The organism is Klebsiella sp. BIGb0399, assembly GCF_003752615.1.
In the GTDB taxonomy this organism is placed as follows: Bacteria; Pseudomonadota; Gammaproteobacteria; order Enterobacterales; family Enterobacteriaceae; genus Klebsiella; species Klebsiella lignicola.
The window spans coordinates 184673-199900 of sequence record NZ_RKHT01000009.1 but is presented as its reverse complement, the minus strand read 5'-3'; the positions used below and the strand labels follow the sequence as shown (position 1 = coordinate 199900).

General features: G+C 56.7%; 13 protein-coding genes. 5 read left to right on the top strand and 8 right to left on the bottom strand.

The features are described 5' to 3' along the window. Nucleotide 1 precedes the first annotated feature (1 nt). From kefF to folA, 3 genes are all read left to right on the top strand, one after another. Nucleotides 2-532 (top strand): glutathione-regulated potassium-efflux system oxidoreductase KefF, encoded by a 531-nt coding sequence (gene kefF / locus EDF82_RS21600; RefSeq protein ID WP_123757543.1) that lies wholly within the window; start codon nt 2-4, stop codon nt 530-532. Further along, nucleotides 525-2390: a glutathione-regulated potassium-efflux system protein KefC gene (gene kefC, locus EDF82_RS21595; protein ID WP_123757542.1), complete on the top strand. Its 1866-nt coding sequence runs from the start codon at nt 525-527 to the stop codon at nt 2388-2390. The genes kefF and kefC overlap by 8 nt, the downstream gene beginning before the upstream one ends. 197 nt (nt 2391-2587) lie before the next feature. Beyond that, nucleotides 2588-3067 carry a type 3 dihydrofolate reductase gene (folA, locus tag EDF82_RS21585; protein ID WP_123757540.1) on the top strand — a complete coding sequence of 160 codons (480 nt, stop codon included), beginning with the start codon at nt 2588-2590 and terminating at the stop codon, nt 3065-3067. Between the two features lie 99 nt (nt 3068-3166). On the opposite strand, the gene apaH is transcribed toward folA, so the two are convergent. The 6 genes from apaH to lptD form a co-directional block, all read right to left on the bottom strand. Continuing rightward, entirely contained in the window at nt 3167-4015 is an 849-nt protein-coding gene (gene apaH, locus EDF82_RS21580; protein WP_123757539.1) for a bis(5'-nucleosyl)-tetraphosphatase (symmetrical) ApaH, read from the bottom strand. A gap of 4 nt (nt 4016-4019) precedes the next feature. Beyond that, entirely contained in the window at nt 4020-4397 is a 378-nt protein-coding gene (apaG, locus tag EDF82_RS21575; RefSeq protein WP_123757538.1) for a Co2+/Mg2+ efflux protein ApaG, read from the bottom strand. Nucleotides 4398-4399: 2 nt separating this feature from the next. Then, nucleotides 4400-5221, bottom strand: a complete 822-nt coding sequence (rsmA, locus tag EDF82_RS21570) for a 16S rRNA (adenine(1518)-N(6)/adenine(1519)-N(6))-dimethyltransferase RsmA (RefSeq protein WP_123757537.1) — start codon at nt 5219-5221, stop codon at nt 4400-4402. After that, nucleotides 5218-6198, bottom strand: a complete 981-nt coding sequence (pdxA, locus tag EDF82_RS21565; protein ID WP_123757536.1) for a 4-hydroxythreonine-4-phosphate dehydrogenase PdxA — start codon at nt 6196-6198, stop codon at nt 5218-5220. Before pdxA ends, rsmA begins: the two co-directional genes overlap by 4 nt. A gap of 104 nt (nt 6199-6302) precedes the next feature. After that, nucleotides 6303-7589 (bottom strand): peptidylprolyl isomerase SurA, encoded by a 1287-nt coding sequence (gene surA / locus EDF82_RS21560; protein WP_123757535.1) that lies wholly within the window; start codon nt 7587-7589, stop codon nt 6303-6305. Between the two features lie 54 nt (nt 7590-7643). After that, nucleotides 7644-9989 carry an LPS assembly protein LptD gene (lptD, locus tag EDF82_RS21555; RefSeq protein WP_123757534.1) on the bottom strand — a complete coding sequence of 782 codons (2346 nt, stop codon included), beginning with the start codon at nt 9987-9989 and terminating at the stop codon, nt 7644-7646. Between the two features lie 244 nt (nt 9990-10233). On the opposite strand from lptD, the gene djlA reads away from it, so the two are divergent. Beyond that, nucleotides 10234-11064, top strand: a complete 831-nt coding sequence (gene djlA / locus EDF82_RS21550) for a co-chaperone DjlA (RefSeq protein ID WP_123757533.1) — start codon at nt 10234-10236, stop codon at nt 11062-11064. 55 nt (nt 11065-11119) lie between these two features. Here the strand turns inward: djlA and EDF82_RS21545 are convergent, their stop codons facing one another. Both EDF82_RS21545 and EDF82_RS21540 read right to left on the bottom strand, forming a co-directional pair. Beyond that, nucleotides 11120-11818: a response regulator gene (locus EDF82_RS21545; protein WP_123757532.1), complete on the bottom strand. Its 699-nt coding sequence runs from the start codon at nt 11816-11818 to the stop codon at nt 11120-11122. Next, the gene (locus EDF82_RS21540; protein WP_123757531.1) at nt 11808-13433 is read right to left on the bottom strand and encodes a sensor histidine kinase; all 1626 of its coding nucleotides are present in this window, start codon (nt 13431-13433) and stop codon (nt 11808-11810) included. The genes EDF82_RS21545 and EDF82_RS21540 overlap by 11 nt, the downstream gene beginning before the upstream one ends. 430 nt (nt 13434-13863) lie before the next feature. Between EDF82_RS21540 and EDF82_RS21535 the strand changes: the two genes are divergently transcribed. Then, nucleotides 13864-15222 (top strand): 2-hydroxycarboxylate transporter family protein, encoded by a 1359-nt coding sequence (locus tag EDF82_RS21535; protein ID WP_123757530.1) that lies wholly within the window; start codon nt 13864-13866, stop codon nt 15220-15222. The last annotated feature ends 6 nt before the right edge of the window (nt 15223-15228 follow it).

Genomic DNA, 15228 nt, shown 5'->3' with positions numbered 1-15228 from the left:
AATGATTCTGATAATTTATGCTCATCCCTATCCGCATCACTCGCATGCGAATAAGCGGATGCTGGAGCAGGCAAGGACGCTGGATGGCGTAGAAATACGCTCCCTCTACCAACTTTACCCCGACTTTAACATCGACATCGCCGCCGAACAGGCGGCGCTGGCGAAGGCCGATCTGATTATCTGGCAGCATCCGATGCAGTGGTACAGCGTTCCGCCGCTGATGAAACTGTGGATGGATAAGGTGCTGTCGCACGGTTGGGCCTACGGTCACAACGGCATTGCGCTGCATGGAAAATCGCTGATGTGGGCGGTGACCACCGGCGGCGGCGAGAGCCACTTCGATATCGGTGCATTTCCTGGCTTTGACGTGCTGTCCCAGCCGCTACAGGCCACCGGGCTGTACTGCGGCATGAAATGGCTGCCGCCGTTCGCCATGCACTGCACGTTTATCTGTGACGATGAAACCCTTCAGGCGCAGGCGCGCCGCTATCGACAACGCTTAATTGAATGGCAGGAGGCACACCATGGATAGCCATACGCTGATACAGGCGCTGATTTATCTGGGGTCTGCCGCCCTGATTGTGCCGATTGCCGTGCGCCTTGGGCTGGGGTCGGTGCTGGGCTATCTGATCGCCGGGTGCATTATCGGGCCGTGGGGCCTGCGGCTGGTGACAGACGCCGAGGCGATTCTGCATTTTGCCGAAATTGGCGTGGTTCTGATGCTGTTTGTCATCGGCCTGGAGCTTGACCCGCAGCGCCTGTGGAAACTACGGGCGTCGGTGTTTGGCGGCGGCGCGTTGCAGATGGTGGTGTGCGGGGTACTGATTGGCCTGTTTTGCATGCTGCTGGGGATGCGCTGGCAGGTCGCCGAGCTGATTGGCATGACGCTGGCGCTGTCGTCGACGGCTATCGCCATGCAGGCGATGAACGAACGTAACCTGACGGTCTCGCAGATGGGACGCAGCGCGTTTGCCGTTCTGCTGTTTCAGGATATCGCGGCGATCCCGCTGGTGGCGATGATCCCGCTGCTGGCCGCCAGCGGCGGTTCCACCACCCTCGGCGCTTTCGCGTTGTCCGCGCTCAAAGTCGCGGGGGCGCTGGTGCTGGTGGTGGCGCTGGGGCGCTATGTCACCCGTCCGGTGCTGCGTTTTGTGGCCCGCTCTGGCCTGCGCGAAGTGTTCAGTGCCGTGGCCCTGTTCCTGGTGTTCGGCTTTGGCCTGTTGCTGGAAGAAGTGGGGCTGTCGATGGCGATGGGGGCGTTCCTCGCCGGGGTACTGCTGGCAAGCTCGGAGTATCGTCATGCGCTGGAAAGCGATATCGAGCCGTTTAAGGGGCTGCTGCTGGGGCTGTTTTTCATCGGCGTTGGGATGTCGATTGATTTCGGCACCTTGATGAGCCATCCGCTGCGGATCCTGATTTTACTGGTCGGTTTCCTGGTCATTAAAGGCGTGATGCTGTGGTTGATCGCTAAACCGCTTGGCGTACCGCGCGCGCAGCGCCGCTGGTTTGCGGTGCTGCTGGGGCAGGGGAGTGAGTTTGCCTTCGTGGTCTTTGGCGCGGCGCAACTGGCGGACGTGCTGGACAGCGAGTGGGCGAAGGCGCTGACCTTAGCGGTGGCGTTGTCGATGGCGGCCACGCCGATTCTGCTGGTGCTGCTGACCCGGCTGGAGAAATCCTCCAGCGGCCAGGAGCGTGAAGCCGATGAAATTGATGAAGAGCAGCCGCGGGTGATTATCGCCGGCTTTGGCCGTTACGGGCAGATCGCCGGGCGTGTGCTGCTTTCCGGCGGGGTGAAGATGGTGATCCTCGATCACGATCCGGACCACGTGGAAACGCTGCGTAAGTTTGATATGAAAGTGTTCTATGGTGATGCCACCCGCGCGGATCTGCTGGAATCGGCAGGGGCGGCAAAAGCCGAGGTACTGATTAATGCGATCGACGATCCGCAGGCCAGCCTGCAGCTGGTGGAGCTGGCGAAAGAGCATTTCCCGCATCTGCAGATTATCTCCCGCGCCCGCGATGTCGATCACTACATCCAGCTGCGCCAGGCCGGCGTAGATGCTCCGGAGCGTGAAACCTTCGAAGCGGCGCTGAAATCCGGGCGCACGGCGCTGGAGGCGCTGGGACTGGGTGCCTATGAAGCGCGTGAGCGCGCCGATCTGTTCCGTCGCTTCAACCAGAAAATGGTGGAAGAGATGGTCGAGATGGCGGAAAACGATGCGGCGTCTCGCGTGGCGGTGTTCAAGCGAACCAGCGACATGTTGACCGGGATTATCAACGAGGATCGTAACCATTTATCATTGGTTCAGCGCCACGGCTGGCAGGGAACCGAAGAGGGCAGACATACCGGCGATATCGCCGATGAACCCGAAAATAAGCCGGCATCCTGAGGTGAAAACTCGCTGTTACGTTTGGTTTACAGTTAACATTTTGTTTTCAATTTAAATCCGCAGCTGGCGGTTCACGTGGCTTACGTGGGCTCGCCAGCAAATCTAAAAATTTTCTTATTCTTTACTCTCCACGCAGTCGACGAAGTATTACGCTTTCCGTATAGTGGCGGCAATTTTTTGCATTCGGGAAATTTTCAATGATCAGTCTGATTGCGGCGTTAGCGGTAGATCGCGTCATCGGTATGGAAAACGCCATGCCATGGAACCTGCCTGCCGATCTCGCCTGGTTTAAACGTAATACGTTAAACAAGCCGGTAGTGATGGGGCGCCTGACCTGGGAGTCTATCGGTCGTCCGTTACCAGGACGGAAAAATATCGTTATCAGCAGCCAGCCGGGCACCGACGATCGTGTGCAGTGGGTGAAATCGGTAGATGAAGCGATTGCCGCCTGCGGCGATGTTGACGAGATGATGGTGATCGGTGGTGGTCGCGTGTACGAGCAGTTCCTGCCGAAAGCGCACAAGCTGTATCTGACCCACATCGATGCAGAAGTGGAAGGCGATACGCATTTCCCTGACTACGATCCGGATCAGTGGGAATCGGTATTCAGCGAATTCCATGATGCCGACGCGCAGAATTCCCACAGCTACTGCTTCGAGATCCTCGAGCGCCGTTAAGGCTTTCCCCGGTGGCGTTATGCGCGCCGGGGAGCTTTTATCGCGCTAAAGCGTTGCCCGGATAGCGCCCGTTGTTGGCGGTCATCCGGGACGCTCAACTTAAGACGCGATCGCGTCGCCTTCAGTCTGATCTTTCTGCCGGTTTGATGGCTGAGTAAAGTACTGCTTGTCTTCCCAGCGCAGGCAGGTGAGATCCCCACCCCAGCAGCAGCCCGTATCAAGGGCATAAATCCCCTCAGGCGTACCGCGGCCTTCCAGCGAAGCCCAATGTCCAAAAGCAATACTGTATTCACTGGCGACCGGACCCGGGATCGCAAACCACGGTTTTAATGGCGCGGGGGCGTCTTCCGGTGCCTCTTTGGCATACATATCAAGTTGACCATTCGGGAAGCAGTAACGCATGCGGGTAAAGGCGTTGGAGATAAAGCGCAGGCGGGCAAGGCCGCTCAGCTCGTTGCTCCAGTTATTCGGCATATCGCCATACATCGCGTCGAGGAAGAACGGATAGGAGTCGCTGGAGAGGACGGCTTCAACATCGCGCGCGCACTCTTTTGCCGTTTCCAGATCCCACTGTGGCGTGATGCCGGCATGGGACATCACCAGCTTTTTCTGTTCATCGATTTGCATCAGCGGCTGACGACGTAACCAGTTGAGCAGGTCGTCGGCATCCGGTGCTTCAAGCAGTGATTTCAGGCGATCTTTCGGTTTGTTGCGGCTGATCCCGGCGAAAACGGCCAGCAGATGCAGGTCGTGATTGCCCAGCACCAGGCGCGCGCTATCGCCCAGAGATTTGACGTAGCGTAAGACCTCAAGTGAACCCGGGCCGCGCGCGACGAGATCGCCCGTGAGCCACAGCGTATCGTTCCCTGGGGTAAAGGCCACCTGCTTTAATAACGCGATCAGTTCATCGTAGCAACCGTGAACGTCGCCAATAAGATATGTAGACATTGTTTTAGTGAATGAGCGTTGGTACTGCGAGACGGAAAACAGGGATGTCGATCGAGAACGGCACGCCGTTCACATCGATCATATCGTAATGTCCCTGCATGGTGCCCAGCGGCGTTTCAATGACGGCCCCGCTGGTATATTGAAATTCACCGCCTGCGGGAATATGCGGCTGTTCGCCGACAACCCCTTCACCCTGAACTTCAGTCTCACGACCGTGGCCGTTGGTGATAAGCCAGTAGCGGCCAAGAAGCTGAACCTGAGTCCGCCCCAGATTGCGAATAGTGACGGTATAAGCGAAGACGTAGCGCTCCTCTTCCGGGGAAGACTGCGATTCGATATAGACGCTTTGCACCTGTACGCAAACACGAGGCGAATTGATCATGGTTAGCTCTCCTTGGTAGGCGCGTTGTCGGATAACCAGTTGGCTAACTGACAGTACTGCGCCACGGAAATATTCTCTGCACGTTTTGCCGGGTCGATGCCCAGCTCGGTCAGCACGTCAACGCTGAACAGGTTGCCGAGACTGTTGCGAATCGTTTTCCGACGCTGATTGAACGCTTCGGTAGTAATTCGGCTCAGTACACGCACCTCTTTCACCGGATGCGGCAGCGTGCGATAAGGCACCAGGCGCACAACGGCGGAATCCACTTTAGGCGGTGGTGTAAAGGCGCTCGGCGGTACTTCGAGTACCGGGATAATCTGGCAGTAGTACTGCGCCATGACGCTCAGACGACCATAGGCCTTGCTGTTCGGTCCGGCAACCAGGCGATTGACGACCTCTTTTTGCAGCATGAAGTGCATGTCGGCAATGGCATCAGTATAGCTGAACAGATGGAACATCAACGGCGTCGAGATGTTGTACGGCAGGTTGCCAAACACGCGCAGCGGCTGACCCATGGTCTGCGACAGCTCGCCGAAATTCATGGTCATGGCATCTTGCTGATAAATCGTCAGCTTCGGTCCCAGGAAGGGATGCGTTTGCAGACGTGCGGCCAGATCGCGGTCGAGCTCGATAACCGTGAGCGCGTCAAGGCGTTCACCGACCGGCTCGGTCAGTGCGGCGAGACCCGGACCGATTTCGACAATAGCCTGCCCTTTCTGAGGGTTAATGGCCGAGACAATGCTGTCGATCACGAACTGATCGTTGAGAAAGTTTTGCCCGAAGCGTTTACGAGCTAAGTGGCCCTGATGGACTCGATTATTCATTGCGTATTAACAATCATTTTGATGGCGAGATTAAGCGCCGTGATAAAACTGCCGACATCCGCTTTTCCCTGGCCCGCCAGTTCAAGCGCGGTACCGTGGTCAACGGAGGTTCGAATAAAAGGTAAACCGAGCGTAATGTTCACGCCACGGCCAAAGCCCTGGTATTTTAGCACGGGAAGGCCCTGATCGTGGTACATCGCGAGTACCGCATCGGCATGGTCGAGATATTTAGGCTGAAAAAGCGTGTCTGCCGGTAGCGGACCGCTCAGATTCATGCCCCTGGCGCGCATTTCTTCCAGCACCGGAATAATGGTATCGATCTCTTCGGTTCCCATGTGTCCGCCTTCGCCGGCGTGCGGGTTAAGCCCGCAGACCAGCACGTGCGGCCGGGCGATGCCAAATTTATGGCGCAGATCGTGGTCCAGGATGGTAATCACCTCACGCAGCAAATCCGGCGTGATTGCCTCACTGATGGCCTTCAGCGGCAGGTGAGTGGTCGCCAGGGCGACACGCAGTTCTTCCGTGGCCAGCATCATCACGACTTTGCTGGCGTGCGAACGCTCTTCAAAGAACTCGGTGTGGCCGGTGAAGGCGATCCCCGCGTCGTTGATGTTTCCCTTATGCACCGGCCCGGTAATCAACGCCGCAAATTCACCGTTCAGGCAGCCGTCGCAGGCGCGAGCCAGCGTCTCCACCACATAGTGCCCGTTAGGGATGTTCAGTACACCGGGTTCCACCGGGGCGTTTAACGTAACGGGAAGGAGCGTCAGGGTGCCAGCACGTTGCGCTGTGGCGGGAAGGGAAGCGTCGTAGGGCAGGAGAGATAAAGGAAGACCGAGCTGTCGGGCCCGGTCAGATAACAGTGCGCCATCGGCGCAAACCACCAGCTCTACCGGCCAGTCGCGCTGTGCAAGCTGCACCACAAGGTCGGGGCCAATTCCGGCGGGCTCGCCGGGGGTGATAACAACTCGATTCATACACTTCATCCTTCAGGACGTCTTTTTTGGCAACGCCAGCGGGAGCCGCTGGCGTTGCCGCCTCAAACACCCCGAATGCTGCCGGGGTGTTTGAGGCCGTGGTATTAGTTGTTCAGAACCTTGACGTAAGCGCTGGCGCGTTGTTCCTGCATCCAGGTCGCTGCTTCTTCTGAGAATTTACGGTTCATCAGCATCCGGTAGGCGCGGTCTTTCTGCGCGGCATCGGTACGGTCGACCTGACGGCTGTCCATCAGTTCAATCAGGTGCCAGCCGAAGGAGGAGTGAACCGGTGCGCTGGTCTGGCCTTTATTCAGGCGCATCAGAGCGTCGCGGAACGCCGGGTCGAAGATGTCTGGCGTAGCCCAGCCCAGATCGCCGCCCTGGTTGGCAGAGCCTGGATCTTCAGAGAAATCTTTCGCCGCTTTCGCAAAGGTGGTTTTCCCGCTCTTAATGTCCGCCGCGATCTGCTCCAGCTTCGCCCGTGCCTGGTCGTCGTTCATGATCGGCGACGGCTTCAGCAGGATGTGGCGAGCGTGAACTTCGGTGACGGAGATGCTTTTACTGCCACCGCGCATATCGTTGACTTTCAGGATGTGGAAACCGACACCAGAACGAATCGGGCCGATGATATCGCCTTTCTTCGCGGTGCTCAGTGCCTGGGCGAAGATCCCCGGCAGCTCCTGAATACGACCCCAGCCCATCTGGCCGCCTTTCAGCGCCTGCTGGTCAGCAGAGTAGGTGATAGCCAGTTTACCGAAGTCGGCACCGCTGCGTGCCTGCTCAACGATGGCGTTGGCCTGCTGCTGCGCGGCAGCCACGTCGTCAGAAGACGGGTTTTCCGACAGCGGAATCATGATGTGGCTCAGGTTCAGTTCAGTGCTGGCATCGTTCTGATCGCCAATCTGCTTCGCCAGGGATTCAACTTCCTGCGGCAGCACGGTGATACGGCGACGAACTTCGTTGTTGCGCACTTCCGAAATCAGCATCTCTTTACGGATCTGATTGCGGTAGGTGTTGTAGTTCAGACCTTCGTAAGCCAGGCGGCTACGCATCTGATCCAGCGACATGTTGTTCTGTTTTGCGATGTTGGCAATAGCCTGATCGACCTGATCGTCAGTGACTTTCACGCCCATTTTCTGGCCCATCTGCAGAACGATCTGGTCCATGATCAGACGTTCGAGGATCTGATGACGCAGGGTTGCGTCATCCGGCAGCTGTTGACCGGCCTGGCCAGCATTCAGCTTAACCGATTGCATCAAGCCATCGACGTCGCTTTCAAGAACAACGCCATTATTGACGACAGCCGCTACTTTATCGACAACCTGTGGGGCAGCGAAACTGGTATTCGCGATCATGGCGATACCGAGAAGCAGCGTTTTCCAGTTCTTCATACTTTTTCCATTTCAATTAACCGCAAGTGCGGATTACGTTTTAAACCAGCCACATCACAGGGAGTTCTGGTACGGTAAAATGTTCGAACGCAGCATCTGCTGGGTGCCGAGACCGTAGTTGGAGCTCAGGCCACGTAGCTCAATGTTGATGCCAAAGGTGTTGTCGTATTTGCTCTCGCCGTTACCGTTCGAATCCCAGCCGTTGATCTTACGTTCGTAGCCAAGGCGAATCGCGTAGCAGCAGGAGTTATACTGGACCCCTAACATCTGGTCGGCGCTCTTTTTGGTATTGGTGTCGAAGTAGTATGCACCGACGACAGACCAGCGATCGACAATCGGCCAGCTGGCAGTCATGCCCACCTGAGAAATACCATTTTTGTACTGTTCAGCGGTGGAATACGACGGCAGCGTTGCCTGAATGTATTCCGGGCTGGCGTAACGATAGTTGAGCTGTACTAAGCGGTTTTCATCGCGACGGTATTCCACGGTGCCGTTACCGGTAGCGACGTTATCCAGACGCGTATCGTACTGAATGCCTCCGCGTAAACCCCAGTTATCGGCGATGCGCCAGTAAGTATCTCCGGCCCATACCAGTGAACCCGTTGTGTCGTCATTCTCCCAGTTGATGTTGTCATCACCGGTCCGGGACTCGGTGAAATAATAGATTTGACCAACGGAAATATTAAAACGTTCAACGGCGGCTGAATCATATACGCGAGAGGTGACGCCGGTGGTGAGCTGGTTCGCTGAAGCAATGCGATCCAGGCCGCTGTAGGTACGGTCGCGGAACAGGCCGGTATAGTCTGATTGCAGCAGCGTGGAGTCGTAGGTACCGATCTGGCTCTGGTCACGATACGGGATATACAGATACTGCATGCGCGGTTCCAGCGTTTGGGTGAAACCCTCCTGCATGTCGCGCTCGAAGACCATTTTACCGTCGATTTTAAACTGCGGCATCACACGGTTGACGGACTCTTTATAGTCCGTGCCATTGGCGGCGTTGTAGTTATCGAGGTTGCTCTGCTGATAGTGGGTCGCCAGCAGCTTGGCTTCGGTATTGATACTGCCCCAGCCGTTCGACAGCGGTAAGCTGATCGTCGGTTCAAAGTGAACGCGGGTGGCTTCCGGCATGTTGCTGTTGGTGTTGAGGAAGTGCACCGCCTGTCCATACAGGTGGGTGTCAAACGGACCAACATCATTCTGGTAGTAGTTAACGTCGAGCTGCGGCTGCGCGGCGTAGGAGTTGCTCGATTCGCGGTTAAAGACCTGGAACTGTTTGGTCGATACGGTGGCGTCGAAGTTCTGGACGACGTAGCCCGCGCTGAATTTCTGCGTGGCGTAGCCGTCGGTACTGGAACCGTATTTAGAGCTGAAGTCGTTAAAGTAGTCCGCATCGCTCACTTTGGTGTAGTCAGCGTTCAGGCGCCATACCTGATCGATAACACCCGAGTGGTTCCAGTAGAACAACCAACGGCGGCTGTTGCTGTCGCCGGAGTGGTCATCCTGGTAGATTTTATCGGAAGGCAGGTAGTCAAATTCGAACAGACCCGTGCCCGCTTTGGTCAGATAGCGGAATTCGTTTTCCCACATCACGCCGCCACGCTTGCTCATGTAGTGCGGCGTCAGCGTTGCATCGAAGTTAGGCGCAATGTTCCAGTAATAGGGGAGCGAAAACTCCACGCCATTCTTGGTGCTGTATTTGGCGTTCGGGATCAGGAAGCCAGAACGGCGCTTGTCGCCTACCGGCAGCTGCAGGTAGGGGCTGTAAAACACCGGCACTGAGCCGATTTTAAAGCGCGCGTTCCAGATTTCCGCAACCTGCTCTTCGCGGTCATGAATAACTTCACTCCCGACGACGCTCCAGGTATTCGACCCCGGCAGACAGGAGGTAAAGCTGCCGTTTTCCAGAATGGTGTAGCGGTTCTCACCGCGCTGCTTCATCAGGTCTGCGGTGCCGCGGCCCTGACGGCCGACCATCTGGTAATCGCCTTTCCAGATATTGGTATCTTTGGTATTCAGGTTTGACCAGCCTTTGGGGCCTTTCAGAATGACCTGATTATCGTCATAGTGCACATTGCCGAGTGCATCAACCGTACGTACCGGTTGCGGCTGGCCCGCAGCCTGCTGCTGATGAAGCTGAACCTCATCTGCCTGGAGACGGCTATTGCCCTGGTTGATATCGACATTGCCGGTAAATACCGCGTTGTCCGGATAATTACCCTTCGCATGCTCGGCATCGATCGTCACCGGTAGCTCGTTGGTTTTTCCTTCAACCAAAGGACGATCGTAGCTTGGCACGCCAAGCATACATTGCGTCGCGAGATCGGCGGCGAGGCCTTGCTGGCTGTACAAGGCGCTGGCGATCATGGTGGCCAGGAGGCTGGGAATACGTTTTTTCATACGTTGTTTTTGTTGTTCCGTCATCTTATGGCAGCGGCTTGCAAACGGTCAGAGCCTAACGTACTCATCTTCATCGCGCTAGTGTTAATCCTGCCGGTTTGGATCCCGAGCGTTAGGCACCGTGTAGAATGACGAGTATGATAAAGCAAAATATAGGCTATGTCCCACAATTGACCTAAGCGTCAGTGCTTTGTAACGTGCGGTCTTATATAGCTTAACTGGCGGCGTAAATATTGGGGAGTCTATGCAGTATTTGGGTAAAATAATTGGGGTTGCAGTCGCGTTAATGATGGGCGCAGGCTTTTGGGGCGTGGTGCTGGGGCTATTGGTCGGGCATATCTTTGACCGCGCACGGAGCCGTAGAATCAATGTGTTCGCCAACCAGCAAGAGCGCCAGGCGCTGTTCTTTGCCACCACCTTTGAGGTGATGGGGCATCTGACCAAATCCAAAGGCCGCGTCACCGAAGCCGATATTCATGTCGCCAATGTCCTGATGGATCGTATGAATCTGCATGGAGAGTCGCGTACCGCGGCACAGCATGCGTTTCGGGTAGGTAAATCAGATGATTATCCGCTGCGCGAAAAAATGCGCCAGCTGCGTAGCGTCTGTTTCGGCCGCTTTGATTTGATTCGGATGTTTCTGGAAATTCAGCTGCAGACCGCTTTCGCCGACGGCGAGTTACATCCTAATGAACGTGACGTGCTGTTCGTCATCGCCGAAGAGCTCGGGATCTCGCGTGCGCAGTTCGAGCAGTTCCTGCGCATGATGCAGGGCGGCGCGCAGTTTGGCGGCGGGGGTTCTCAGCAGGGCGGTTACGGTCAGGGCGGCGGCAACGCCGGCTGGCAGCAAGCGCAGCGTGGACCAACGCTGGAAGACGCCTGCAACGTGCTGGGCGTGAAGCCCGCCGATGATGCTGCCACCGTGAAACGTGCCTATCGTAAACTAATGAACGAGCACCATCCGGATAAGCTGGTGGCGAAGGGGTTGCCGCCAGAAATGATGGAGATGGCAAAACAGAAAGCGCAGGATATTCAAAAAGCCTGGGAACTGATCAAAGAACAACGCGGTTTTTAAGCACCAGCCCTGGGCCTGTCAGCGCCTGGGGCCTCTCTTACTACCGGGAGAGGCCTTATGAGGCGCTGGCGACGCGGCGGTACATGCGTCGCGGATGGCCAATTTTACCGTACAGCATATCCACTTCCAGAAAGCCGATCTCCACGCAGTGCTCCAGATAGCGACGGGCGGTTGTTTTACTTAAGCCGGCATCGTTCACCACCTCATCCACGGAAAAACTGTGTGCTTCCCGGTCATTGAACAGGCTCTGCACCAGCGCCAGAGTCTTCTCCTCGATCCCTTTGCTGCCGCTGTCGGTACGGTAGTTCTTTGCCTGCAACTGATAGAGGGAATCGACGTTTTGCTGGTCGACGATTTTCCACTCGCGCTGCTGATCGTAAAACTGCACGAAGCGCTCCAGCGACTGGCTCAGGCGCTTCCACGACACCGGCTTAAGGATGTAATCGAAGGCGCCGTTACGAATTGCCTGGCTACAGGTTTCCATGTCGCTGGCGGCGGTAATAAAAATCACCGAGCAGGTGGCATCCGCCAGAATCGGGTCGGTCATCAAGGTGACGCCTTTACCGTCGGGCAAATAGTTATCGAGCAGCACCAACTGAGGAAGTTGGGCGTTGAGCATCTGCCGCGCCTGGCTGAGGGATGCCGCTATGCCGATCAGCCGCATCCGCGGATGTTTTTGAATCAGCTCGGCATGCAGCCGCGCCAGTTCACTCTCATCTTCGATGATTAACACATCGACCAGGTCATGATGCATAGTGGGCCTCTTGTTGCGGATGGGCGGGACCGTCTGCGGGGATAAACAGCGTAAAGATCGCTCCTCGCGGTGCGTTATCTGCGACCTCAATGGTGCCGCCCGCCTGGGTGACATAATGTTCGATAAGATACAGGCCGATGCCGTGATCGCCACGGGTTTTGGTGGTGATGCCGCGTTCAAAGATGCGATCGCGGATCGCCGGGTGAATACCGATGCCGCGGTCGGCCACTTCAATCATCAGCTCCCGGGCGTTTAGCTGGATCAGCACTTCAACCGGTTCGTGCGGCAGCTCGGCCCGTTGCGTGGCTTCAATGGCGTTGTCCAGCAGGTTGCCAATAATCGAAATCAGCTCTGACTCCATTAAGGACGGCAGGGGGCGATCGATATGACAGGCCGGGTCGAAGCTCAGCTCCACTCCTTTCTCCCGCGCCCGGGCAGCTTTCCCCAGCAGCAGACCGCAGAGCGTCGGGGATGCGAAGCGCGAAGAGATAAAGTCCAGCAGCTCCTGCGCATGTTCGGATTGCGCCTGAATATAGCGGATCGCATCGTCATAATGGCCCATATGCAGCAGGCCGGAGAGCGTCGTCATGCGGTTCAACTGCTCGTGGCGCATGATGCGCAGGTTATCCACGTAGCGTTTGACCTGGCTCAGTTGGGCGCTGAGGGAGTTGATTTCGTCCCGGTCACGGAAGGTGATCACCCAACCCTGCAGTGAATTTTCCAGCATGATGCGTACCCGGCTGGCGAGGACGGTCAGCTGGTTGAAGCGGCACAGCTCATCGTGAGTGTCATTTTCCAGCATGTCGCCGCTGGCGAAAAAGGGCTGCGGCACGATCACGCTGTCGATGGATCTGCCGCGCAGCAGATGGGCGGGCTGACTCAACCCCAGCAGGCTGCGCGCCGCATGGTTGATCACTTCAATACGCCGGTGATGATCGATGACGATCACCCCTTCGTAGATCGACTCCATCATCGCCTTCTGCTGCCGCACCAGCAGGCCTATCTCCCGCGGCTCCAGCGAAAAAATCTGCTTTTTAATGCTGCGGGTAAAGTACCAGGAAAAAATAAACAGGGCGATCAGCAGCAGGATCGCCGCGATAAAGATATTGATGACTTTGGTCAGGGTGATGCTGTCGAGATAGCTGGTCAGGTAGCCCACCGAGACAATCCCCACCACCTGGCCGGCCTCATTGACGATGGGCGCTTTGCTGCGCAGCGACACGCCGAGCCCGCCTTTACGGATGGTGGTGGTGCTCTCGCCCGCCAGAACCGCCTGATTATCGCCGCCGACCAGCCGGGTGCCGACCCACTCCGGGTGAACGGAGTGGAACAGATGCACGCCGCGCGCATCGCCAACCACGATAAAGCTGGCATCGCTATGGGCGGCAATGTCGCGCATAAACGAGGTCAGCGCCTGGGGATCGTCGCGGCTAACCTGGCGACGAAGCTCCGGCATCAGCGCAATCTCTTCGGCCTGTATTCTGGCGCGGGCGCTCATCTCCTGATACAGCTGGTGACTGGCATCAACGTAGTAATAGGCTCCCAGCAGGGCGAACAGGACGGAGAAGAACGCCACCAGCGAAATGAACAGCTTAAACTGAAAGGAAACCTTCATAAGTTCTGTACCGCGTCTTTGTGGTATCGGCACGGTAACCTCTTTCCCGGTAACGACAGGAATGGTGCGGGAAACGCGCGGGCCTTTTTGTCTGGATGAACCACCAGAATTATCTACCGGCGGATATTTATCAAGATGGCGCGCGATCCCTCTTAAGACACGGCGCTGACCCGTGAGGCAACGGCCCGATCCCGCGATAGCAGCGGTGGCGGGGCGTCTGGTGTGCGCTCGCCGGGTCATGTCGCCTGCAGGAGCGAATAAAAACCATAAAAACCACGCTAATAAATCAGAGAGATATCACGTCGATGAATAGAAACCATAAAAACCATAGTGACCATTAAAACTTCATTTCTAATCCGCCGCGCCTCACATTAACTCTGCTTCAGGCTCCCTACTCTGAAAATGAATAATAACGAAAGGGCCAAAATCTATGAGCACCACAGACAATGCATTCTCTGCGACCCTCGATCCCATCAATACGCCAAAAGCAACGCTGAAACAGCGCTGGTGGCATGTGATGGACAACATGAAAGTCGGGATTATCCCGCTACCGCTTTTCCTGTTGGCCGGGGGATTGATTGCCCTCGACTGCCTTAACGGCAAGCTGCCGAGCGATATTGTGGTGATGGTCGCGACGCTGGCGTTTTTTGGTTTTGCCTGCGGTGAATTTGGCAAGCGCCTGCCGATCCTTGGCAAACTAGGGGCGGCAGCAATCTGCGCTACCTTTATCCCTTCGGCGCTGGTTCATTACGGCCTGCTGCCGGATGTGGTGGTGGAGTCCACCACCAAATTCTACAAATCCACCAACATCCTTTATCTCTATATTTGCTGCATTATCGTCGGCAGCATCATGAGCATGAACCGGACCACCCTGATTCAGGGCTTTCTGCGCATCTTCTTCCCGATGGTGTGCGGCGAGATCGTCGGCATGTTGGTCGGCGTTGGCGTCGGTACTGCGCTCGGGCTGGAGCCGTTCCAGGTGTTCTTCTTTATTGTCCTGCCGATTATGGCCGGTGGCGTCGGGGAAGGAGCGATTCCGCTCTCCATTGGCTATGCCGCGTTGATGCATATGGATCAGGGCGTCGCGCTAGGCCGGGTATTGCCGATGGTGATGCTGGGCAGCCTGACGGCGATTGTGATCTCCGGCGGCCTGAATCAGCTGGGTAAACGCTTCCCGCATCTGACCGGTGAAGGCCAACTGATGCCAAACCGCAGCAACGAAACGCACCGCGAAACCCAGGATGCCGAGGCGAAGACCGATGTGACGACCCTGGCATCGGGCGCGCTGCTGGCGGTGCTGCTGTATATGCTCGGCATGCTCGGGCAGAAAATGATAGGGCTGCCGGCCCCGGTGGGAATGCTGTTCCTGGCGGTTCTGCTTAAGCTGGTTAACGGCGTCTCCCCGCGTCTGCAGGAAGGGTCGCAGATGGTCTACAAGTTCTTCCGTACGGCGGTGACCTACCCGATTCTGTTTGCCGTCGGCGTGGCGATCACTCCGTGGCAGGAGCTGGTGAACGCTTTCACCATCGATAACCTGTTGGTGATTGTCAGCACCGTCTCGGCGCTGGTGGCGACCGGCTTTTTTGTCGGTAAAAAGATTGGCATGCACCCGATTGATGTGGCGATTGTCTCCTGCTGTCAGAGTGGTCAGGGCGGCACCGGCGACGTGGCAATCCTGACGTCCGGCAACCGCATGAACCTGATGCCCTTCGCGCAAATCGCCACCCGCATCGGCGGCGCGATTAATGTTTCGCTGGGTCTGCTATTCCTCAGTCACTTCCTTGCATGATTTAGC

Bases quoted from the DNA above. Each gene is read 5' to 3' on its own strand.
- kefF (WP_123757543.1), top strand. From the start codon at position 2: ATGATTCTGATAATTTATGCTCATCCCTATCCGCATCACTCGCATGCG.
- kefC (WP_123757542.1), top strand. From the start codon at position 525: ATGGATAGCCATACGCTGATACAGGCGCTGATTTATCTGGGGTCTGCC.
- folA (WP_123757540.1), top strand. From the start codon at position 2,588: ATGATCAGTCTGATTGCGGCGTTAGCGGTAGATCGCGTCATCGGTATG.
- apaH (WP_123757539.1), bottom strand. From the start codon at position 4,015: ATGTCTACATATCTTATTGGCGACGTTCACGGTTGCTACGATGAACTG.
- apaG (WP_123757538.1), bottom strand. From the start codon at position 4,397: ATGATCAATTCGCCTCGTGTTTGCGTACAGGTGCAAAGCGTCTATATC.
- rsmA (WP_123757537.1), bottom strand. From the start codon at position 5,221: ATGAATAATCGAGTCCATCAGGGCCACTTAGCTCGTAAACGCTTCGGG.
- pdxA (WP_123757536.1), bottom strand. From the start codon at position 6,198: ATGAATCGAGTTGTTATCACCCCCGGCGAGCCCGCCGGAATTGGCCCC.
- surA (WP_123757535.1), bottom strand. From the start codon at position 7,589: ATGAAGAACTGGAAAACGCTGCTTCTCGGTATCGCCATGATCGCGAAT.
- lptD (WP_123757534.1), bottom strand. From the start codon at position 9,989: ATGAAAAAACGTATTCCCAGCCTCCTGGCCACCATGATCGCCAGCGCC.
- djlA (WP_123757533.1), top strand. From the start codon at position 10,234: ATGCAGTATTTGGGTAAAATAATTGGGGTTGCAGTCGCGTTAATGATG.
- EDF82_RS21545 (WP_123757532.1), bottom strand. From the start codon at position 11,818: ATGCATCATGACCTGGTCGATGTGTTAATCATCGAAGATGAGAGTGAA.
- EDF82_RS21540 (WP_123757531.1), bottom strand. From the start codon at position 13,433: ATGAAGGTTTCCTTTCAGTTTAAGCTGTTCATTTCGCTGGTGGCGTTC.
- EDF82_RS21535 (WP_123757530.1), top strand. From the start codon at position 13,864: ATGAGCACCACAGACAATGCATTCTCTGCGACCCTCGATCCCATCAAT.